The sequence below is a fragment of the Terriglobia bacterium genome, assembly GCA_020072565.1.
Lineage (GTDB): Bacteria > Acidobacteriota > UBA6911 > UBA6911 > UBA6911 > JAFNAG01.
The window spans coordinates 1-22,263 of sequence record JAIQGI010000005.1 but is presented as its reverse complement, the minus strand read 5'-3'; the positions used below and the strand labels follow the sequence as shown (position 1 = coordinate 22,263).

Sequence of the window (22,263 nt, the reverse complement as noted above, 5' to 3'; positions counted from 1 at the left end):
ATAATGGGTCGTCTTTCGAGTGACTGTCACTTGACTCGGTAACAGAGTTCGTTTGCTGCTCTCTCGAGCTAAGAGGGCCCAACGATCTGGTGTGATCGCAGACCGTAAGCCCTGATCAAGAGGTCCTTGAGAGCAATGCCAGCGTAGATAACCAGAATCGGATCACCCTGGGGCGAAGCGGGTGGAGCGCCTGTTGACCGCGGGCCGGCCGCTGAGCCCGCATTACGTGTAATAGCAGGCTTGACTGAGGCGGCCTCGGATACCGTTTTGGGGAGGGCAATTGTCCGAACGCCGTACGCCAGGCGAAGGCGGTCAACAGAATCAGAATGCTGGGGCTTCTCATTTTCGCCTCCGGCGCGCAAATCTCTTAACGTTCGCTGCCGCGCTTCCGGGCCCAAATGGACCGGCCCATGCGCCTTTCCACTGGTCAGGTCCATAATGAATCAGCGGGATACGACCCGCCTTGGCCTTGGCGGGTTGCCGATCGCTGATGCGGCGTTCGGCGTCGGCCGCTCGACGTGGTCGATCACCAAGATCCGCTGCGGCCCCGTCGCCCCTCGCAGCTCCAATCCGAGCTGGTTCTTGAGCCCGGCGACAAAGTCGTCGTGGTTTTCGTAGACGAGACGGAAGGCGAACAGTCCCGTAAGCCCGGTCTTGTTGACAACCGGCCGGTCGCGGTCGGGCCCGCGGATCCCTGTTACCCATTCATCGAGCGTCGTCGCTTCGGCGGTTTCCACCCAGTATCTGTCGCTGTCGTCTCTCGATGTTGAGTTCTGGCACCGGCGCTGGCCTGGTTCGAGGGGCGGCGGTGGGTACGAGTTCCAATCGATCGGGACGCAGGCGCCCGGCTTGAACGGTGTCAACTTCGAGCCGCCTTTGGCGACGACGAGCTCGTAGACGGGCACCTCGCGGGTTTCGTAATGGACTTTCAGCTTGAATCGATCCTCGAGAACCGCCTGCAGCATCGGACCCCGCATGACCGCGGCCAGTGGCGTGCCATCGGCCTTCGCTTCAATCGTGAATCGTTCGAACTTCAGCCGTTCAGACTCCTTGGACCACTCGATGCTCGGGTATGTCCCTGGCGGATTGAAGCGGCCGTTCGCGTTGACGAAATACGCCAAGCGAATCAAAGCTTCCAGGTTCTGACAATCCAGCCGCAGTCTTCCCGGAGACACCGCTCCCGCCCAGCCGCCGCGGCCGCCAGGCGACACCGCGTTGGGATCGCAGGCCCTGACCGAGACGACCTCGAAACTCGCCGGCGGCGATTGTCCCGTCGTCGCCGCGCCACCTTGGGGCAGTCCGAGTGCCGGTGCGCGAAAGGGGGCGGTCAGCATCCCGGCGACAAGCGGCAGCGCAATCGCAAGGATCGCGGCGAGCGCAAGCGCCGTCTTGCGCGCGAAGTTCAATCGCGCGCCGATGCGGCTAGCCATGATGGCCGCGACGCGCTTCTTCAGGTCCGAACCACTGACGCCGGAGACGCAGGGCAGCGGCGACTCGACGTAGAGCTTGCAGACGTTGAGGATGCTCTCCGCGTAGCTCTGCGGCTCACCGAAGGCGCGGAGCACGTGCTCGTCGCAGGCACGCTCGCGTTCGGCGACCATCCGGGCGCCGATCCACCAGACCAGCGGGTAAAACCAGAACACGGCTTCGACGACCATATGAATCGTGGCGGTGAGGTTGTCGCGACGCTGGATGTGACGCAGTTCGTGCGCGAACACGGCGTTAAGCTGCGACGGCGTGAGACGCTGTTCGATGCCTGCCGGCACGAGCAGCACGGGATGCCGAATGCCGACAACACCCGGTTCGAGGAGGCCCAAGGAAGACCGAACGGGAATCGGACTTTGCAGCGCGACGGGCGTACTCTGACGGACGAGCGCGCGAATGCGCTGCCATCCGCGGAGGCGCGTCCACGCCACGGCCAGGAATCCGATCCCCCATAAGGAGAGCAGCACCATCGGCATCCAGCTCGTCGTCGATGCCGTTGCGCGCATCGTGCCCGCCGGCACGAAGTCATCGCTTGTGAACGGCTGCGCAAAGCGGTCGACTGCGAGCGGCAAAGCGGGCGCAGCCGCTGTCGTCGTGTCCGCGATGACGGCCGCCGCCGGCGTGAACGAGGACAGCGCCGAGCCCAGGCTCATTAATAAAGAGAACGGCGCCAGGAACTTCAGGGACGCGATCACCCACACGCCGTGCCGAATGTGCGCGCCATTCTTCCGCAGCGCCGCCGCGGTAATCGCGGCCGCGAGCACGAAGAGCGATGATTGCCAGAGATGGTTCATGAGGGTAGCAAGCACATCGACCTCCTTCGCTTGTTTCCTGGACGCGGACGGAGTGAATTTTCCGTTTGCCTTTTCAATGGGTTTCCTTCGCAAAACAAGATTGTTTGGGCATAATTCCCAATCTGCAGAATGTAAAGAGCACCTTCGAGGTTGCTCCTCCTAATTCGGGGAGAGCTTCTCCACACGATCAATGACAAGCACTGCTACTTGACCATTAGCGGGAGAAAGTCGCAATCCGAGTTGTTCCTTCAGGGCGGTAAAGATTGACGGCCCCATTGCATCAACCGATGGAATTGAGTCAGCGGGCACAGGAACGCCATTAAGAGTAACCACACCCGAACTGGTGCGCTCGCGGACAAATTCCAGGTGGAAATCAAATCGCCCCGTAAGTCCGGTCCTGTCAATTACGGTGCGATCCAAGCGGGCGATTTGAAGCATATCGGCAAGCTCGGACATACTTACCCCATACCAATCGGTGCTCCAAGTCGAACCTTTGGACGTGAACGGCGCGATGCCACAATATCTGGTCTTAAACATTTCGGCAGGATTGGCGGAACCCGCTATAATGCTGTTATCGTCCCTCGGAATACAGCTTCCCTTTTTTGAAGGCCGCATATTGGGATTGCTCTTTGCCACGGTCAGTTCGTAGACAGGCTTGTTTCTGAACTCCTTGTGAACTTTCAATTGAAATCTGTCTTCGAGGAGCGCTTGCAGCATGGGCCCCAGCATCTGTGCAAGGGATGCATTGGATTCAGCCTTCGCCTCCACATTATAGGTATCCTTCTCTGTCCAGCTTGGCAAACCAAGCACCTCAATACGGGTTGCTGGGAGTCTTCCGCCGGAAAATGGGGTATATGCGTTCCGGATAAGGGCTCGAAGCGTCGTGCATGGCAGAATTATCCTGTCATGTAAGAAGCGCGCGGGACGGGTTGCGTCGCAGTTTGGAGCAAGCTTGATAGAAGCCGCCTCAAACGAAGGGCGCGTCTGAGGTCTGGCGACAAAGACTACCGGTTCTTGCGGCGACGACGCGCGAATGGCCGGCGTCAACATCCCGACAATGAGCGGCAGCGCGATCGCAAGGATCGCCGCGAGCGTCAGCGCTGTCTTGCGCGCAAGGTTCAATCGCGTGCCGATGTGATTGACCATGATGGCCGCGACACGCTTCTTCAAGTCCGATCCGCTGACGCCGGAGACGCACGGCAGCGGCGACTCGACGTAGAGCTTGCAGACGTTGAGGATGCTCTCCGCATAGGTCTGCGGCTCCCCGAATGCGCGGAGCACGTATTCGTCGCAGGCGCGCTCGCGTTCCTCGACCAGCCGGGCTCCGATCCACCAGACCAGCGGGTGAAACCAGAACACGGTTTCGACGACCATATGAATCGCGGCGGTGAGGTTGTCGCGACGATGAACGTGACACAGCTCGTGCGCGAACACGGCGTCGAACTGCGACGGCGTGAGACGTTGTTCGATGCCCGCCGGCATGAGCAGCACGGAACTCCAGATGCCGACAACACCCGGTTCGAGGGAACCCGGCGAAGACCGAACGGGAATCGGACTTCGCAGCGCGACGGGCGTACTCTGACGGACGAGCGCGCGAATGCGCTGCCAGCCGCGGAGGCGCGTCCACGCCACGGCCAGGAGTCCGATCGCCCATATGGCGAGCAGCACCATCGGCATCCAGTTCGTCGTCGATGCCGTTGCGCGTATGGTGATCGTCGACACGAAGTCATCGCCCGTGAACGGCTGCGCGAATCGGTCGACCGTGAGCGGCAAAGCGGGCGCAGCAGCCGTCGTCGTGTCCGCGATCGCGGCCGCCGCCGGCGTGAACGAGGGCAGCGCCGAGCCCAGGCTCATTAACAAAGAGAACGGCGCCAGGAACTTCAGCGACGCGATCACCCACACGCCGTGCCGAATGTGCGCGCTGTTTTTTCGCAGCGCCGCCGCGGTAATTGTGGCCGCGAGCACGAAGAGCGTTGATTGCCAGAGATGGTTCAGAAGGACAGCGATCATTTCGACCTCCATCCCTTTTCGTGTTCCCGTTCGTCGCGCTCCTTAATGATGCGCTCCAGCTCGCGGACATCGTCACGGGTGAGCTTCCCCGCTTCGGCGAGTTGCGCCATCATCGGCTGGGCCTTTCCGCCAAAGAAGCTCAGGATCTCGTCGAGCAGCCCGCGCCTGGTCACATCGCGCGCCACGAGGGGTTCGAAGATGTGCGCGTTGCTGATTTTCCGGACGCGGCGGACAGCCTTCTTGCCTTCGAGCCGGTACACGGTCGTTTGTATCGTGGTGTAGGCGGGCCGAGGTTCGGGAAACGCCTCCTGGATTTCGCGGATGGAGGCCTTCCCGTACGCCCAGAGCGCCTCGAGGATGTGCAGTTCGAGCTTGGTGAATTTGGTCCTGGCCATGCGACCTCCTATAACGTTTGTTACGCTACTAAAATATAGTAGGATTTGTCAACATATTTTTCACTTGCTCTTTCGCCTGACGTGATTGCGCCCCGCGTTGCGGCGCGTTACCCCGTGGATCCACTGCCTTCGGGGCCGCTCCTGGTTCGATCTCGAACCTGTTTTCTCAACGATCTCGCATCGTGGACGATTATCCGCAGCATCCTAAGCGCAGGTCGCAGGTGTTTTGAATCCGCTATTCTGAACGCAATGCGCTCACGGGGTCGAGGCGGGCGGCACGGCGGGCAGGGATGTAGCGGGCGACGAGCGCGATCGTCGCAAGCGCAACCATGGCAAAGGCGAATGTCGCAGGATCTTGCGATGTGGCGTCGAACAGCAGCGGTTCGAGCCGAACCATGAAGGCATGTTTCGGGATATCCACCCTGTACTATCGGGTGTCCGGTTCTGAGGGCGACCACTGGGAGCACGGTCTGGATGCGAGCGGCCCCCCGTCAGTCGCACCTCAGCGTCACCGCCGGATCGACGCGGGCCGCCCGACGGGCGGGGAGCAGGCCGGCGAGGACGCCGATGGCAGCAAGCGCGGCAATCGCCAGCACGATCGTAACCGGGTCGTTGGGCGAGATATCGAACAGCAGCGACCGCAAAACCCGGTTCGCCAAAAGGAAGAACGTGAGGCCGGCGGCGAGGCCTGCGCCCATCAGCAGCGCGACTTCCCGCAGAACGAGTCGTTCCACCGATCCGCGGGTCGCGCCGAGCGCCAGTCGAATGCCGATCTCGCGTGTCCGGCACGTGACGTTGACGCTGGTGAGGCCGGCAAGTCCTATTGCCGCCAGCAGGCCGGCGAGCGACGCAAACACCAGCGACAGCCCCGCCAGCATCCGGTCGCGCAGCAACGCATCCCGCGCCAGCGTGCCAAGACTTCCGAACGCCGACATCGCGACGCCTGGATCGAGCCGCCTGACCATTTCGGTGACAGCGGCCGCCGACACCATCTCGGCGCGCGGGACCCGCAGGAGAACGCTGACACCGCTCGCGTTCGTCTGGGCGCGCGGGAGGAAGAGGGCGGGCGGGGGCGGCGCCTTGAGCCGGCTCCGGCCGTCGCGCACCACGCCGACGATCTGCAGGCTGGCCGGCACGCCCTCATACCCGATCATCTGGCCGACGACCTCCGGACCGTCCACCAGGAGTCGCGCGGCCGTCTCGTTGACAATGGCGACGCGCGGCGCTCCCTTCGTGTCGTGGTCGTCGAAGGCCCGGCCGGCGGTCAGGCCGAGGCCAAGGGTCGTAAAGAAGTCGGGCGACACCACCGTGTCTTCCACCCATGGCGCGGCGGCGTGGCCCTCCTGTTGGCGCGGTCCATCTACCTGCGTGTCTCCACCGCCCCCCGACAGGGGCATCACCGACGACACCGCGACGTGCGAAACACCGGGCAGTGCGCGCGCACGGTCGACGAGCGTGCGCACGTACTGCTCGAGTCGATTGCCGTCGTAGCCGGCCGCTCGAGGATTGACGGTGAAGCCGACGACGCGGTCCGCGTCGAATCCCGGATCAACCGATAGCACATTCGCAAGACTGCGGTTGAGGAACGCCGCCGTGCAGACAAGCGCGAGCGATAGCGACACCTGGGCGATCACCAGGCCGCGCCGCAGCGTCGCGCCGGGCCGCCCTCCGGCGGCGCCCCGCGGCGCAGTGTGGAGACTGGGCAGCGCGGCGCGGCGCGTGACGAGCAGCGCCGATGCCAGCCAGATGAGCAGTCCGGTGAGGAGAGACATGCCCGTGGTGAACACGACTACGCGGGCGTCGGGCCGCGTGTTGATGCCGGCGAGCTCCTCCCCCATGCCGAGCAGCGACGGCATCAGGTCGCCGGTCCATGCCGCGATCAGCAGGCCCGCCCCGCCCGACAAGATCGCCAGTATCAGGGCCTCGACCAGGCGGGGACGCAGCAGGTCCCATCGCTGGGCACCCATCGCAAGGCTCACGGCCATCTCGTGGCTGCGCCGGGCGCCGGATGCGGCCAGTAGGTTCGCGACGTTGCCCGCGGCGACCAGGAGAACCAACGCCGTCATCGCGAACAGGAGCCGCAGCGGCGCCTCCAGGTTGCGTTGCGTCCCGGACAGGGTGCTGCCGACGGTGCCCGCCGGAATCACTTCCGGGGGATTGGCCCGATAGAACTCCATGCTTCTTGCGCTCAGCTTGCTCTTCCTCCCGCGCACAACATCGTCGAACAGGCGCTGATAGCAGGCGCGCACCTCGCGCTCCGCCGCCTCGCACGTCACGCCGGGGGCCAGCCGCGCGATCGAGTAGTACACGGAATTGGTTACACCGTCCCAGGCATAGAGCGGCGATCGGGCGCGGCGCGACGGCTCCAGCTGGTCGCCCATTGCGACGGGCACGAACACGTCCGGACGCTGTCCCACCGTCATGCCGGAGTAACCGGGAGCGATGACGCCAACCACGGTGAGCGGGACGTTGTTCAGGCGAATTGTGCGGCCGACGATTGACTGATCTTTGCCGTACTGTCGCATCCAGAAGCCGTGGTTGAGAACGGCGATTGCCGGGCCGTCGCGCTGCCCATCGTCGGCGGGGGTGAGGGTCCGTCCGACGAGCGCGTGGAGCCCGAGCACCCGGAAGTAGTCGGCGGTCACCGATTCGCCGGAGATCTCGACAGCCGATGGTTCGGCCGACAAGGTGAACCGCCAGGGCCGGTAGGCGGCCATCGCACTGAACGGCCGCGACAGGCCGGCGCGCAGCGATTGGAAGAGCGGGTAGGCCATCCCCTTCACTTTGCTGCTGCCCCTCATCACGGCGCCCACCCCCAGATCGTAGGGAAGCAAGGGCGCGTTCACCCTCACAATCTCGTACGGCTTCTCGACGGGCAGCGGCCGCAACGCGACGCGATCGATCAACGAGAAGGTGGCGGAATTGGCGCCGACGGCCAGTCCCAGCGTGAGGATGATGAGCACGGCTGGTCCGGGTGCCCGGCCCAGGCCGCGCAGGACAAGGCGAAAGTCACGCAGCAGCCGTTCCAACCACCTGAATCCCCAAGTGTCCCGCGTGATTTCCTTGACCAGCTCGACATTCCCGAACTCTCGACGCACCGCGTACGAGGCTTCGGCCTCTGTCTCGCCCCGCTCCACTCGATCGCGGATCGCCATCTCGAGGTGTGAGTGAATCTCATCCTGAAGATCCTGCTCTTTGTGGTGCCGCCATCTGAAAAGGTTCACAGTTCAGACTCCTTTGACCGGTGTCATAGCGCGTCGCATAGCTTCGACGAACTGCGCCCAACGGGAATGTTCGTCAGCGAGCTGCCTCTTGCCGGACGCCGTCAGGCGATATACTTTGGTCCGCTGCTTGTTGCCGGAGATCTTCCAGGTGGCTGCAACCCACCCCTTGCGCTCAAGCCGGTGCAAGGCTGGATAAAGTGATCCTGTGTCGGCGTGAAGGACCTCGCCGGAATTTGTGCGGATTGCCTGGCTGATTCCATAACCGTGCTGCGGTCCCCATTGGAGCGTCTGGAGAATCAGCAGATCGAGAGTGCCTTGCAGCAACTCGATTCGGTTTTGATAACGAGTCGTTTTGGTCATGTGGGCAGCCTACACCCATACCATGTAGAATGTCAACATCCTCAAATGGTTTGCATGGGTTAGGACCAGGGACCATGTGATTGCGATCGGGAAAGGCTGATATCGGCGAAGCAAGCGCAAGAGCCGGTGGGCCGCGATCTTCGCTCCCGGTCCTGGCTATTAATCACGCATGGCTGGGAGGTCGTGACGATTTGGCGTTGAGATGGCAGCCTCGGCCTCTATCGGAACGGCACTCGGCGGAGCGAGGACGTCGGATGGTGACTCGCACAGTGCGCTTCGCCGTCGGTTGCCTCGGGTGAAGCCCGACGCTTATTCCTGCTTCAACATATCGACGGGATTCACGCGCGTCGCGGCACGAGCGGGGATGAATGTCGCGACTGCGATGACGAGCACCATCGTGAAGGCGGCCGCGGTGTAAATCGCGGGGTCACGGCTTGTGATGCCGAAGAGCCGACTCTCGACGACACGGCCGAGAATCCAGGCGAGCGCGAGACCGGCGACAAGACCCGTGGCCCCAAGAATGGCGGCCTGCCGCAGCACGCATCGCATGATCTGTGATGGGTCGGCACCGATCGCGAGCCGAATGCCGAATTCATGCCGCCGCTCGGTCACCGTCTGCGCTAGCAGTCCGTGCAGGCCGACGCCGGAAAGCAGAAAAGCAATCGAGGCGAGCAGGCCGAGCAGCCGTGCAAACAGCCGCTGCTGACCGAGACGCTGATCGATGATGGCGGCGAACGTCCGATCCGGAGCGACGGGCACGGCCGGATCGATCGCCGCCGCCACCCTCGCAATGATCCGACGGGCTCGCTCTGGTGTGAATGTCGATCGCATGAGCAGAAACGGTTCGCCGGCGGGAAAATGCGTCAGCGGCACATAGAGCACGGGATCCGGCGGCTTATCGACCGCTCCAAAATGCGCTTGCCGCGCCACGCCGACGATACGGAGCGTGGAGGGCGCCGCCCGATACCGCGGCATGAGTAATCGTCGGCCCACGACGTCGCTCGAGCCGAAGAGCGCGCGCGCGAGCGTCTCGCTGAGGACGACAGCCTCGTCATCAGACGGCGCGTCTGGCGTGGCGCCAAAGGCTTCATCGTGGCTCAGCGCGCGGCCCCGCACCAGCGGGAGGTTCAGCGTGCGGAAATATTCGCTGTCGACGGCGTTCACTGGTACTTCGGTGGCGGTCTTCGGGTCGGCCCCGGGCAGGTACACGTCCAAGCCGATGGCGCGGCCGAAGAACGGGGCCTCGGACGCCAGCGCCACCGATTGCACGCCGGGCTCGTGCCGCAGCGCGTCGCCTAGTCGCTGTTCGTAGTCGAGCGCGCGCGCCGACGAGTAGCCGTGCATTCTGAGGTTCAAAGGAACCATCACCACGCCGGACGGATCGAAGCCCAGATCGACCGCGTGCAGATTGAGAAGGGTGGACAGGAAGAGCAGCGCGCCCACGAGCAGCGCCAGCGAGAGCGCGATTTGCGAGGCCGCGAGCGTGTGCCGCAGTCGCGTCGCGCGCGGCAGCTCGGCTCGCGCGCCGCGTCCCAGCGTGCCCGGAATTGAGCTGCGCGCCGCCAGGAGCGCCGGGGCCAGGCCAAAGCCCGCGCCCACGAGGATCGCCAGGCATGCTGTGGCCGTGAGCACCCGCCAATCCATCACCACGTTGATCGAGCCGAGCGCCGGAACGGCAAATCCAGCGAAAAGCTCACCCAACGCGAGCGCGACGCCCACACCCGCCACGGCTCCGGCGAGCGCAAGCATCAGGCTCTCCACCAGCCGGAGTTGTACGAGGCGCCTCGTCGAAGCGCCAAGAATTTTGCGGGTGGCGACGTCTCGAGCGCCTGCGACGCCGCGAAAGAGGAGCAGATTCGCGACGTTGGCCACGCCGAGCAGCACCAGGAGAGCTGCGACGCCAGCCATGAGTTGCACGGCGCGCAGCGCGACGGGCCGTGTCGTTGCGGGCGCGGCAAATCCCGGTTGAAGCATCGCACCGACAGTCTGGAATCGGGCCTTCCGACGCGGGTCCATGGCAGCAAGTGCCCGGAGCCGCCCGGTCAGCTCGGCGGTGGTCTGCTCGACGGTCGGCGGGCCCAGAGTTCCGGCGGGAACTGCGTCGCTCGCACGTACGCCATCCCGGGGATCCAGAAGTCCTCATGGGATTCAGCATCGGTCCCCGCGAACGAGCCGGGCGCTACGCCGATGACGGTGAACGGCACACTGTTGACCAAGACGGTCCGCCCGACGGCGGCCTCGGCCGAGCCGAAAAAGTCGCGCGCTCGACGTTCGGAGAGCACGACCAGGGGCTCGCCCCCGGGAGTTCGATCCTCTTCGGTGCGAAACGTTCGTCCAGCAAGCAGCCGGACCCCGAGAACATCGAAGTAGTTGACGCTGACCGCTGCACCAGGCGTGAGCCGTGGCTCGGCGTCGGCGACGGCCAGCGCGGAGCTCGGCAGCTGCTGAAACCCTGCCATGGCCGCAACAGTGGTCGCATTCCGCGTCAGATCCTCTGCGCTGGCGTACGAAATAACAAATGGGTTGATACCGCGCGTGACCCGTGTTCCGAAGAAGTAGATGACGAGCCGATCCTGCCGGGCGATACCAGGGAGCGGCTTGAAGAACAGCGCTTCCCCGATCCCGAGCACGGCGGTTGCGGGTCCCAGGCTGCACGCGATCGAGACGATGGCCGTGACCGACAGCAGCGGCCGCTTGATGAGCGCGCGCATCGCGTAGCGCAGGTCCGACAGGGCCGCGTCGACAAACGGCAGACCGCGCTGATCGCGCAGTGCGTCCAACGCCTGAGATAGGCCGCCGGCCCGCAGACGCGCAGCACGATCCGCCTCGTTCGGCCCTTTGCCGCTGTGCTGCGCGTCTTCAGCCGCGAAAGCGAGATGCGCTTTCAACTCCTCCTCGAGGTCAGCGTCCGTGCGGCGGCGGCGCAACGTCGCCCACATTCGGAGCACCCACTCGCGAATCGTGCCCGCCATGGCCACCCTCCCGCTTGCAACCGTGGACATCCGTTGTCTATTAGCCCTCTTGATCTATTAACGCCTGGATGATGCCCGTCATTCGGCTCCACGCCTGCTTCTCGGCGACTAGTGCCCGCCGGCCGGCCGCGGTAAGGCTATAGAAGCGTGCCTTGCGGCTGCCGCGCAGACCCGTGTCGCTGATGCCCCAGGCGCCTCGAAGCAAACCGCGTTGCTCAAGCCGCATCAGCGCCGGATAGAGCGTGCCCATGTTGAGCTGGATGGCACCCTTCGAAACCTGCTCGATGCGTGTGGCAATCGCGTAGCCGTGGGACGGCCCGAGGACGTCGATCGTCTGGAGCACCATCAGATCAAGAGTCCCCTGCAGCACACCTATCTTGTCAGTCGTTCCATTAGACACGCCAATACAATAGTGCTACTTGCATTAGAAAGTCAAATGGAAATTCTGATGCCCCATCGGCAGCGGGGACGGGCTATCGATCCGTGCGTGGCTGGGAATTGGCTGACTCTCTCCGGTCCCTCGGCGGGGCGCGCCGCTTCCGCCCTATTCTGAACGCAATGCGCTCACGGGGTCGAGGCGGGCGGCACGGCGGGCAGGAATGTAGCCGGCGACGAGCGCGATCGTCGCGAGCACAACCATGGCAAAGGCGAATGTCGCAGGGTTCTGCGGTGTGACATCGAACAGCAGCGGTTCGAGCCGAGCCGTGAACAGGAACGTGGCGGCACTGCCCAACGTGAGACCGATGGCCAGCAGGATAATCATCTCGCTCAGAAGGAGCGCATGTATCTGTGAGGCCCGCGCGCCGAGGGCGAGGCGAACTCCGATCTCAGGCGTGCGGCGTTCGACAGCGTAAGCGACCACGCCGTAAAGCCCGACGGCGGCAAGGATGAGGGCGAGACCGCCGAAGGCGCCGGAGAGCCAGGCCAGGAGCCGTTCGCGGCGGGCGCCCGTTTCAATTAGCGAGTCGAGCGTGCGGATTTGGGAGACGCGGAGGACGGATGAAACCTCACGGACTGCCTGGCGGACCGCATCGGCGAAGCGCAGGGGATCACCCTCAGTTCGCAGTACGAAGGTAGGACTACCGAAAACGAATTTTTGAGTGACCGGGTAGAAGACCAGCGGGCCGAAGGGAGCGCGCAAGGAGGAGTAACGCACATCATGAACCACACCGACCACCTGAACGGCCCTCTTTTCGTCAAATTGCTTGCCCTCCGAAAAGAGGCAGCCGACTGCATTCCGCTTGCCGAACATAAGCCGGGCCGCTGATTCACTGAGCACGGCAACCCTGGGCCCATCTTTACGGTCCACGCCGGTAATAGGCCTGCCTGCAATAAGCGGGATTCCCATGGCGTCGAAATAGCCCGGGCCGACCAGGACTTCGTTGATGTCGCCTGAAGGAAATGAGCGCCCAGGCAATGCAATGGCGATATCATTGGTTACCGTCCCGAGGGGACCGGCGACAGCCGAAGAAGCGGAGCGCACTCCCGGGACCTCACTCAAGAGCTGCACGATAGCCTGATGTTTGTTTGCGTTAAGCAGGTCCTTGAAACCGGACATATCCGCATCCACATTGGCAACCAGCACGCCATTGGCGCGGAAGCCCAAATCCTGGTGAGTGAGTTTCCAGAAGGAACTGACCAGGAGCGCTGCACCGGCTGTCAGGACAAGCGAGAGCGCCACTTGCGCGACGACGAAAGCCTTAGCCGTAACACGGCGTGACTTGCTCGCGCTTAGTGTGCGGCTGCCCATCTGAAGTGCCCCGCTCAGCTCGGCCCGGGTCGCCGTAAAAGCCGGGACGAGTCCGAACAAAACCGCGGAGGCTAGCGTCGCGACCAGGTTGAAGCCGACGACGCGCCAGTCGAGCAAGGTCGAGATTTGCCATTTCTCACCCGCTGACGCAAGGGCTGCCAGTTGGCTGGAGGCCAATGCCGCCAGCGCAAGCCCAGCTCCGCCTCCGAGCGCGGACAGAACAAGTGTCTCGGTTATGAGTTGGCGGATGAGTCGAATCCTTCCGGCGCCGAGCGCCAGGCGCACGCTCATTTCCTGGGCGCGCGCCGTGCCGCGTGCCAGGAACAGGTTGGCAAGGTTGCTGCAGGCGATGAGCGCCACAATTCCTACGATGCCCATGAGCAGCCAAAGCGATCGGGAAAACTGAGCATTCAGATCTCCGATACCCTGGGGCGCTGGTTTGAGTTCCAGACGGTATTCGCCTGCGCCTTTGATCTGCATGCCGAACTGTTTGAGTTGCACCCAAAGCAGCGCAATCTCGGACTGAGCCTGCGCGAGCGGGACATCGGGTTTTAGACGCGCCATGGGGTGAAGCCAGACGACGCTCGACTGCAGAAAGGCCGGCGAAGAGAGCGGCGCGATGAGATGAATGGGCACCCAAAGGTCCGCGACGGTGCCGATGCGTTCGCCGAAAAACTCATGCCGGGCGACACCAATAATTGTGATCGGGAGGCCATTCAAAGAGATCGATCGGCCGACAGCATCCGCCTGACCGGCGAAATCACTGCGCCAGAGCCGGTCACTGATAACGGCTACCGGCGTGGCGCCGGGTTCATCATCGGTTTCGTCGAAAAAGCGGCCGAGCTGAGGCTCGGTCCTAAGCAAACGGAAGTAGTTAGCGGTGACGGCCCAGGCGTCCTCCGGCATGGTGAGCGATCGGCCGCCGATGCGTGCCTCGTTGATCCGGAATTGACTCGAAGCGAAGATCCCCTGGAGAGTGTGCTGCCGGGCGCTCATTTCGCGCAGCAGTGGATAGGTGAAACCCTGCTGGCGGGCGTTTTGATAACCCTGCAGCCGCACGAGCTGTTGGGGGTCCCGCACCGGAAGCGGCCGCAGGACGATGCGATCCAGCAGCTGAAAAATGGCTGTGTTGGCTCCGATGCCAAGGGCGAGCGTGAGCAAGGCAGCGGCCGTAAAACCGGGCGAACGGCGCAGCTGGCGCAGGCTGTAGCGCACGTCCTGAAGGAAGTCGCGAATTAGTCGAACTCCGCGGGCGTCGCGGCATTCTTCCTTGTGCTGCTCAACGCCTCCCAACATACGCAGGGCTCGGAAACGAGCTTCCTGCGGGGTCATTCCTTGACGGATCTCTTCTTCGATCTGATTTTCCAGGTGGAATCGAATCTCTTCGTCGAGTTCCGCCTCCACTCTGCTGCCCCGGAATAACGAGCGTAGACGAACCACCAACGTGTATGTCCATCGCGGCATTTTGGTCACTCCTCAAGGCGTTTCATAAGCACCAAGTCAATAGCAATGGGGAGCCTGACCCAGCCCGCCGGCTCTCGGTTCAGGTTCGGCCATTCAAATCTGCCTATTCTTCTGAAGTCTCATAACTCTTTCAACGCAACCATCGGATCCACATGCGCGGCACGGCGGGCTGGGAGATAACACGCAAGCAGGATGACTGCGCCAAGAAAAGCGGGAACTGCGATCATGGTCATCCAATCTGTCTTTGGGAGCTTAACTACGAAGTGCGAGGTGATGCGCATGGCCGCAATCGCCAACAGGAGCCCCAGGAATGATCCCCACATTGCGACTTTTATCCCTTCTCCGATCACCAGTTTCATGATGTCGTTCTTCCGCGCTCCAAGCGCCGCCCGGATGCCGATTTCGCGATTGCGTTGCGCCACCGAGTAGGAGACGACGCCGTAGATTCCCAGGCTCGCCAGAAGCAGCCCGATCAATCCCGAGAATGCCAGGATCGCAGCAGCCATGCGACGCGGATAGAGGATTTCCGCAGTCATCTGTCTCATGGTCGTCACGCTGGCAATTTCCACTTTTGGATCCGCTCCAAGAACAGCTTTCTTCAGCCGATCCATCAACGGGGTAGGATTTCCATAAGCACGGGCCACGATGGTATGAGCACTCATATCCCATTTTTGTCCCAGCGGCACATAAAGATGAGGATTTTGTCCTTGATCGTGCAATAGCGGCTTTACGTCATTTACGACGCCAACAACTTCGAGCCATTCGAGCTTTTGCCCTGGATTTTCCGGTGAATAAAAAGCCAGACGCTTCCCTCTTGGACTGCCTCTCGGCCAAAACCTGCGCGCAAGCGCTTCACTGAGGATGGCGACACGCGTCGATGTCAACGTGTCGTGCTCGTCAAAGTCGCGTCCCATGGACAGAGATATCCCGAGCGACTGAAAATAGCCCGGCGACACAGAGACATGGTAGCTAAGCGCGCCTTGCGTGCGGCCTGCCAGATAGTCCTCTTGGGAAACCACAGTGGAAGGCTGTACCGGATCCGGATATGTCGGCAGCAAACCATCGGTCAGGCAGACAGCCGCGGCTTCAGGTATCCCCTGGATATTTTCGAGCACGCGGCGAGAAAGGGCCCTGCTCTTTTCTGCGCTTGTTTCCATTTCATGCATCCGGCTGGAGTCCGGGGCGGTTTCATTCGACGATTCTTGCCGCATGATAAATCGGAGTACGACCGCACGCTCCATACTGTAACCGAGATCGGTCAACTCAATTTCAATGAGGGTTCGGACATAAACTCCGGCCACGAGCAGCAAGACAAGCGACAAGGCGACTTGAGGCATCACGATCCAAGGTCGCATGCGGGATTTCACCTGCTTACCCACGGCTGTGCCTCCTCCGGAAAGAGCGCCAACCACATTGACTCTGGAAGCCTGGAGCGCAGGCGCCAAGCCGACGATCACGCCCGAACAGATACAGACGAGCGCCGTGAACAGCACAACGTGCACATCGAGCGGGACCTCCAGAACAAATCGCGGAGGAGTGCACTTACTGAAAATGTTCAAAAGGGAAAGCGAAACCAACAGCCCCAAGGCGCCACCGATCATGGACAGCAGGAGACTCTCGGTCAATTGCTGGCGCAGGATGCGGAATTTGCCGGCCCCCAGAGCAAGCCGGACCGCCATCTCGCCCGAACGGTTGATGCCCCGGGCCATGAGAATACCCGCAATATTGGCGGCCGCGATCAGCAATACCATCGCCGTCACTGCCATTAGCGCCGTAGCCAACCGGGCCGGAACCACACTCCCCTTGGGATCGAAAGGCATACGAACGCCTTCTGAGGCGCGCACAATGTAGCGAGGATTTGCCCGATATTTGACTACGGATGGCGCCTGCTTTCCTATGGTTGAAAGGATTGCCTCCGCCTGAGAGAGCGTGACGCCGGGCCGGAGGCGCGCTATGGGCCAGTTGTAAATATTCATTCTGTAATAGTCGCCAGCCGCGACCGCCTGCGCCTGCGTTATCCAAAGCTGAGTCGGCGTCCAGGGATCTGAAACCCCCTTAAACTCGGGCCTTGAGATACCGACAATGGTGTAGTCTTTGCCGCTGACCTGAATATTTTTGCCGATGACCACAGGATTTGAGTTGAATCTGCGCTCCCATAAGTCGTGGCTTATGACAGCCGCGCGCTGTGTAGAGGACGGCTGATCCTCCTCAGGCAGGAAGGTGCGGCCGATTATCGGTTTGACTCCCAACAAATCAAAATAGTTGGCGGAAATTATCTCGGCAGCGACATCCTCGCTTTCACCATCCGCAACGAGCCTCAATGGGGCTCCCCTGTGATAGGCAACGTCGACGAAGGCCTCGTTGGGTTTCCTGAAAAACTCGCAATCCCAATTCGAGATGGATACGGGCGATGCGTCGCTCCTGGGAATCTGGTACAGGTACACCACTTCTTCGGGAGATTTTACCGGCAGAGGCAGGAAGAAGACGACATTGACAATGCTGAAGATCGCCGTGTTAATTCCAATGCCCAGGGCCAGAACCAGGAGTGCCGCGCTGGTAAATCCCCGGGTTTTGGCTAGCGTCCGAATGCTGTAGCGCAGGTCTTGCCGCAACTCGTCAAGCCATCGGAACCCGCGCATATCGCGACACTCTTCTTTGTGCTGCTCGAGGCCCCCGAGTTCGCGCAGCGCCGCATAACGAGCTTCACGTGGGGACATTCCCAGGGCGATGTGTTCCGCGATCTGATTTTCCAGGTGGAATCGGATCTCCTCCTGCAATTCCTTTTCGACCTTGCTGCTTCGGAATAGCGAGCGGAGACGGAGAAACAATTTGTATATCCAACGCGGCATTTTGGCTGTTCCTCAAGGCGTTTCCAGAACCAAGTCGATAGCCGTGGACAGCCGGTCCCAATTCGCACGCTCCTGATTCAGATATTTGCGGCCTGCCGGCGTCACCGAGTAATATTTGGCGCAGCGATTGTTTTCAGAGGCGCCCCACTTTGCCGCGATCCATCCCTGTTGCTCCAGGCGGTGCAAGGCAGGATAAAGTGCTCCCTGGTTTACCTGCAGGACATCCTTTGAGACCAGCCGGATGCGCTGCGCAATCCCCCAACCGTGCATGGGTTCGAGCGCGATCGTTTTAAGAATCAGAAGGTCCAGCGTGCCTTGTACAAGATCTGTAGGCTTGCCCATCTGCTTTCCCCTCAATTATTGACAAGCGCAATATCGCGCTTCTCTTGTCAATCGTCAAGGGGAAAATGAGCCGGGACTGCCAAGACTCCGCCTTTTGCCTGACCTCGCATCGCATGACTGAAAAATCGTCATTCCATCCTGAGGACATCCACGGGCTCGACGCGGGTTGCCCGGAGGGCAGGCAATGTGCAGGCAAGGACTACGATGAATCCAAGTGCGCCCGCGGCTGCGATATAGATCCAGGGTTCCGCGTTCGTGACCCCGAAGAGCATGGACCTGATCATACGGCTGCTGAAAAAGGCCAGCACCATGCCTGATGCCGTTCCTGTTGCGGTGATCAGGAGCGAATATCGAATGACGAGGTGAACGATGTCGACCGGGCGCGCTCCCAGAGCAAGGCGGATTCCAAACTCGCGAGATCGCTCCGCGACCGTGTGGGAGACGAGCCCGTAGAGGCCCACGCCGGCCAGCGCAAAGCCGAGGCCGCCGAGCAAGCTCAGCATCCAGGCAAACAGTCGTTGCTCCCGCAGTTCCCTGTCGATGCCCGCCGCCAGCGGCTGGCCTCCGGAAAGTGGAACCGCAGGATCGATCCGCGCTGCGGCGGAACGAACCACATCCGCTACCTTGGATGCGGGCTGCATCGAGCACAGCATCACTGCGGCACGCGTGGCAGGGAAGTCGTATTGACCGAGCGGCAAGTATATGAAGGGATGGACCTGGCCGGCCAAATCTCTCCAGCGGGAGTCCCTGGAGACTCCGACCACAACGAGGTCTCGTTGGGGGCCTCCGAGCCATGCGGGAATGCGGATGGTGCGGCCCACAATTTCGATCGTGCCAAACAGGCGCCGCGCGAGTGTTTCATTGACTATAGCCGGTCCGCCCTGGCGGGCGCCGGAGGTGTAGCACTCTGTTTCCGTGAACGGACGGCCGCGCAGGAGCGGGATGCCAAGAGTGCGAAAGAAGCTGTGCGTGACGCCGTTGGATGCAACCTCTATCATGCCTTTTGGCCCGCCGTCGGGAGGCACGATTTCCAGCATGGTACTCGCTCCAAACGGGTAAAGTTGCGATATTGCCACGTTCTGAAACCCGCCCGATTCGAGGGCTGCCTGCAGTTCCCTGTGATAGGTTAAGGCCCGGTTGTTGTCGTAACCATGACCCGCCAGGTCGACATTCAGCACCGTGACGTTGTTGGGTTCAAATCCGAGCTCGACATTGCGGAGATTCCTGAGCGTTGACACGAGCATGAAGGCCCCGATCAACAGAGCGAGTGAGAGCGCGAGTTGAACCGTCGAAAGGGCGCTGCGCAACCGTGGCGCCCGGGCACTGCTCCTCATTCCCGAGCGGCCGAGCGGTCCGGCGAGCCGACCCCGAGCGACAAACCATGCCGGAACCACGCCTGCTGCCGTCCCGGCTGCAATTGCCACTCCGAACGTTATCCCCAGCACTCGCCAATCGATCGGGATGCTGACGCTGGTCCCGGGAGCCGCAGGGAACAACAACTCCTGAATCATTGCCTTCAAGAACAGAGCGAAGATAATCCCCAGCAAGGCTCCGCAAAGAGCGAGCAACCAGCATTCAACAAGCTGCAGCTGAACGAGCCGGAACCTGTCCGCACCCAGGGTCTTTCTAACGGCCACTTCCTGCTCCCGGCGAACGGCCCGGAACAGGAAAAGGTTGGCGACGTTGGCGCAGCCGAGAAGCAGGAGAACACCACCGACACCCAGGAGGATAGCGATGATTCTTCCCACTCGGTCCCGGGACAGGACATATGCCCCGAGACCGGCAAAGACACGCGGCGTGACGGTCCTGAACTTCGAGTTCTCCTTCGGATACCTGTCAGCGAGGCTGTGCGCCAGCGCGCCCAACTCGCCTTCGACCTCGCGGATACCATGTGGAGAAGCCATTCGCGCAACGAAAGAATAAAAGATTCCATTGCTCCGAGACACGGGCCGGCCGGCATCTGGCCGGTGATACAGAAACGGTACGGTAGCGCCGGTGATCCATGCTTCTACCTGTGAGGTGGTGGTGATTCCGGCGAAACCGGCTAGCGTCACGCCGATGACTGTGAAGTGTCGGCTGTTGAGCGTGATCTGGCGGCCGATCGCGTCGCTCACCCGGCCGAAAGCTCTTCGCGCCAGGACGTCGCTTATGATAACTACCGCCGCGCCCTGAGGAGGGAGGTCTTCTTCCGGGGAAAATCCACGCCCCGCGGAAAACCTCACGCCCAGCACATCGAAAAAACCGGCCGTCACATACGCGACTCCGGCAATCCTGGGCAACTCACCAGGGATGGCGATGCTGGCATCGGCTTCCTGCACCCCCGCAATTCCGGCCAGCGTTTTGGAATGGCCCAGGATGTCGGCGATGTTTGCATACGAAACACCTGAAGGACTCACGCTCCCGCCTTCATACCAGCGGCCGAAATAGACCTGCGCAATCCCGCGGGCCGTCGCTCCGGGGATGGGGCGCCACAGCAGCCAGTTGCCAACACTGATAATGGCTGTGGTCGAACCGATCGACAGAGCCAAAGTGACAAGCACGGCAATCGCAAATCCAGGATTCATACGCAATGTGCGCGAGGCGTACCGCACATCCGGGATGAGCGACTCCAGCCACCAAGCGGGGTTTCTCGCTCCGGGTGGGGGCAGGTCGGGCGGAGAGCTGCGTTCTACGGCACCCACTTCGCGGCGGAGCGTGTCCTGCGCTTCGAGTTCACGCCACGCGGCAGCTTCAGCCTCGGAAGCAGTTTTCCCGGCCGAAAAGAACTCGCGGAAACGATCATCCAGGTGTTGCGCCACTTCCTCGACGATTTCCGCCTCCCGCTCGGGCGGCAGGTTCAACGAAGCGAGTCTCGCACGGATGTGCGGACGCCAGTCAGGCATTTTCTCCTCCCGCGATCCGGTTGATGGCGCGCGCGAACGCCTCCCAGCCGCTCCGCTGGGCGGCCAATGCCTTGTGCCCGGCCGGAGTCAGCCGATAAAGGCGTCGGCGCCGTTCACCTGCCTTTTCGGTCCACCGGCCGATGATCCAGCCGCGTTTCTCGAGACGGTAGAGGAGCGGATAGAGCGATGCGGCGTGAAACCGGATTGTGCCCTCCGACCGCTGCTCGATGAGGCGCGCGATGTCATAACCGTGTCTCGGCCGGACTTCGATGAGGGAAAGGATCAGCAGCTCTGCGCTTCCCTTCTTAAGCTCCTGATTGCTCTGTGTGAGTAACATATATGGCAGTGATATATAATGACATGGATGTAACTGTCAAGAACAAATGGCCTCGAGAGACGGTGTCGCTCCCTTGCAGCAGTCAATCCCGCATCTGGACGGCAAGTCTCATAGCTGGGTGAGCTAATCCGTTGGGAGATCCACCGGCTTTGCCAGTGAGGCCGCCGATGTTTGACTGTTACTGGAGTGTGCCTTTTCCTGCCGTTCGTGAAAAATCGAATTTCGAATATCTTGTCAATCGTCAAGGGGAAAATCATTGGCACTATCCACAATCTCGCGCAAACGCAATGCTCTATACTCCTTTGACGGCCCCAGCTCAGAGCGGAATCACTCGAACCGAAGGGCAACCATTGGGCTGATGCGAGCAGCTCTGTGTGTTGCGAGACATCATTTCCCGCGGAATTGCCTGAATTTTGGTAAAAATATGCGGATCCCTTACTCGGCGCGCAGGTTGGAAGCGGGCGTAAACGCCATCGCTCGCCGAGCGGGCACAAGAAGCGCGATCAGCGCAACGCCTACGGTCACGCCAGCGGCTGCAGCATAGATCACCGGCTCGCGCAGCGCGACCTGGAACAGGAATTGTTTTAGCAGCGAGGCCGTGAGAGAGGCGCCGAGCAAGCCCGCCGCGGTGCCTGTCAGCACCGGAACGAGACCCTGGCGTACGACCAGCCAAACCAGGTGCGAGTGTGTCGCGCCCAGCGCGGCCCGAACCGCCAGTTCCCGTCGCCGCTCCACGGCGTACCTGGCGACGATCACCGCGAGGCCGACAATTGTCAACAGGAGCGCGACGCTCGCGAATGCGCCGGTCGCAAACGTGTAGAACCGCCGATGCGCCATCGCTTCGCCGATAATCTCGTCGACAGTGGCGATGTGCAGGATCGGCAGCGCCGGATCGAGATCGTGCACGATGCTCCGGACCGCCGCGTGCAGATCGCCGGCGTTCGGCGCCAATCGTGCCACCAAACCCGTGACCGGCCGCGGAAACTGCGCCGCGACGAAGTATACGGCCGGACGCGGATCCTGTTCGAGTGCGGCGTACCGCACATCGCGCACAACACCGACGATCTCGACCGGACCGTCAAACTCGATCTTTCTGCCGAGCGGATCCCCGTTGCGGAACATCTGCCGGGCGAACGATTCGGACACGACCGCCACCTTGTCACTCGTGGCGGTGTCGGTTTCCGAGATCAGTCGGCCGTGGACGAGCGGAATGCGCATCACAGAAAAATAGCGCGAGTCCACAAAGCGGCCGTTTCCGATCACCTCCTCACGCCGGCCGACCTCATTTAGTACGAGGACGGAGTCGCCGCCCCGGAAGGGCACCGCGGACGTAACGGCCGCATTGAGCACACCCGGCAGCGCCCGAACGCGCTCCGCGAGGTCGCGCTGAAACGCCATG

General features: G+C 62.0%; 15 protein-coding genes. All 15 read right to left on the bottom strand.

Annotation, left to right across the window (positions count from 1 at the left end):
* Window positions 1-443: 443 nt before the first annotated feature.
* Window positions 444-2,294, bottom strand: coding sequence for a TIGR03435 family protein (locus LAP85_04155; GenBank protein ID MBZ5495572.1), 1,851 nt, complete (start codon window positions 2,292-2,294; stop codon window positions 444-446).
* 144 nt (window positions 2,295-2,438) lie between these two features.
* Complete coding sequence (locus LAP85_04150; GenBank protein MBZ5495571.1) at window positions 2,439-4,289, bottom strand: TIGR03435 family protein; 1,851 nt, start codon at window positions 4,287-4,289, stop codon at window positions 2,439-2,441.
* Window positions 4,286-4,684: a BlaI/MecI/CopY family transcriptional regulator gene (locus LAP85_04145; protein ID MBZ5495570.1), complete on the bottom strand. Its 399-nt coding sequence runs from the start codon at window positions 4,682-4,684 to the stop codon at window positions 4,286-4,288. Before LAP85_04145 ends, LAP85_04150 begins: the two co-directional genes overlap by 4 nt.
* A gap of 235 nt (window positions 4,685-4,919) precedes the next feature.
* Entirely contained in the window at window positions 4,920-5,105 is a 186-nt protein-coding gene (locus tag LAP85_04140; GenBank protein ID MBZ5495569.1) for a hypothetical protein, read from the bottom strand.
* 70 nt (window positions 5,106-5,175) lie between these two features.
* Window positions 5,176-7,908 carry an ABC transporter permease gene (locus LAP85_04135; protein MBZ5495568.1) on the bottom strand — a complete coding sequence of 911 codons (2,733 nt, stop codon included), beginning with the start codon at window positions 7,906-7,908 and terminating at the stop codon, window positions 5,176-5,178.
* Window positions 7,909-7,911: 3 nt separating this feature from the next.
* Entirely contained in the window at window positions 7,912-8,268 is a 357-nt protein-coding gene (locus tag LAP85_04130) for a PadR family transcriptional regulator (protein ID MBZ5495567.1), read from the bottom strand.
* Window positions 8,269-8,577: 309 nt separating this feature from the next.
* Window positions 8,578-10,242, bottom strand: a complete 1,665-nt coding sequence (locus LAP85_04125; protein ID MBZ5495566.1) for an ABC transporter permease — start codon at window positions 10,240-10,242, stop codon at window positions 8,578-8,580.
* 68 nt (window positions 10,243-10,310) lie between these two features.
* On the bottom strand, window positions 10,311-11,240 hold the full coding sequence (locus LAP85_04120; protein ID MBZ5495565.1) for an ABC transporter permease: 930 nt from the start codon (window positions 11,238-11,240) through the stop codon (window positions 10,311-10,313).
* A 40-nt stretch (window positions 11,241-11,280) separates the two neighbouring features.
* Window positions 11,281-11,640 carry a PadR family transcriptional regulator gene (locus tag LAP85_04115; GenBank protein MBZ5495564.1) on the bottom strand — a complete coding sequence of 120 codons (360 nt, stop codon included), beginning with the start codon at window positions 11,638-11,640 and terminating at the stop codon, window positions 11,281-11,283.
* Window positions 11,641-11,784: 144 nt separating this feature from the next.
* A complete protein-coding gene (locus LAP85_04110) occupies window positions 11,785-14,454 on the bottom strand; it encodes an ABC transporter permease (protein MBZ5495563.1) in 2,670 nt (889 codons plus the stop codon).
* A 119-nt stretch (window positions 14,455-14,573) separates the two neighbouring features.
* Window positions 14,574-17,303: an ABC transporter permease gene (locus tag LAP85_04105; protein ID MBZ5495562.1), complete on the bottom strand. Its 2,730-nt coding sequence runs from the start codon at window positions 17,301-17,303 to the stop codon at window positions 14,574-14,576.
* A gap of 12 nt (window positions 17,304-17,315) precedes the next feature.
* A complete protein-coding gene (locus tag LAP85_04100; protein ID MBZ5495561.1) occupies window positions 17,316-17,645 on the bottom strand; it encodes a PadR family transcriptional regulator in 330 nt (109 codons plus the stop codon).
* Between the two features lie 128 nt (window positions 17,646-17,773).
* Window positions 17,774-20,527, bottom strand: coding sequence for an ADOP family duplicated permease (locus LAP85_04095; GenBank protein MBZ5495560.1), 2,754 nt, complete (start codon window positions 20,525-20,527; stop codon window positions 17,774-17,776).
* Window positions 20,520-20,864, bottom strand: coding sequence for a PadR family transcriptional regulator (locus tag LAP85_04090; GenBank protein ID MBZ5495559.1), 345 nt, complete (start codon window positions 20,862-20,864; stop codon window positions 20,520-20,522). The genes LAP85_04095 and LAP85_04090 overlap by 8 nt, the downstream gene beginning before the upstream one ends.
* 435 nt (window positions 20,865-21,299) lie before the next feature.
* Window positions 21,300-22,263 (bottom strand): ABC transporter permease (locus tag LAP85_04085; protein MBZ5495558.1); only part of this gene is annotated, 964 nt, incomplete at its 5' end.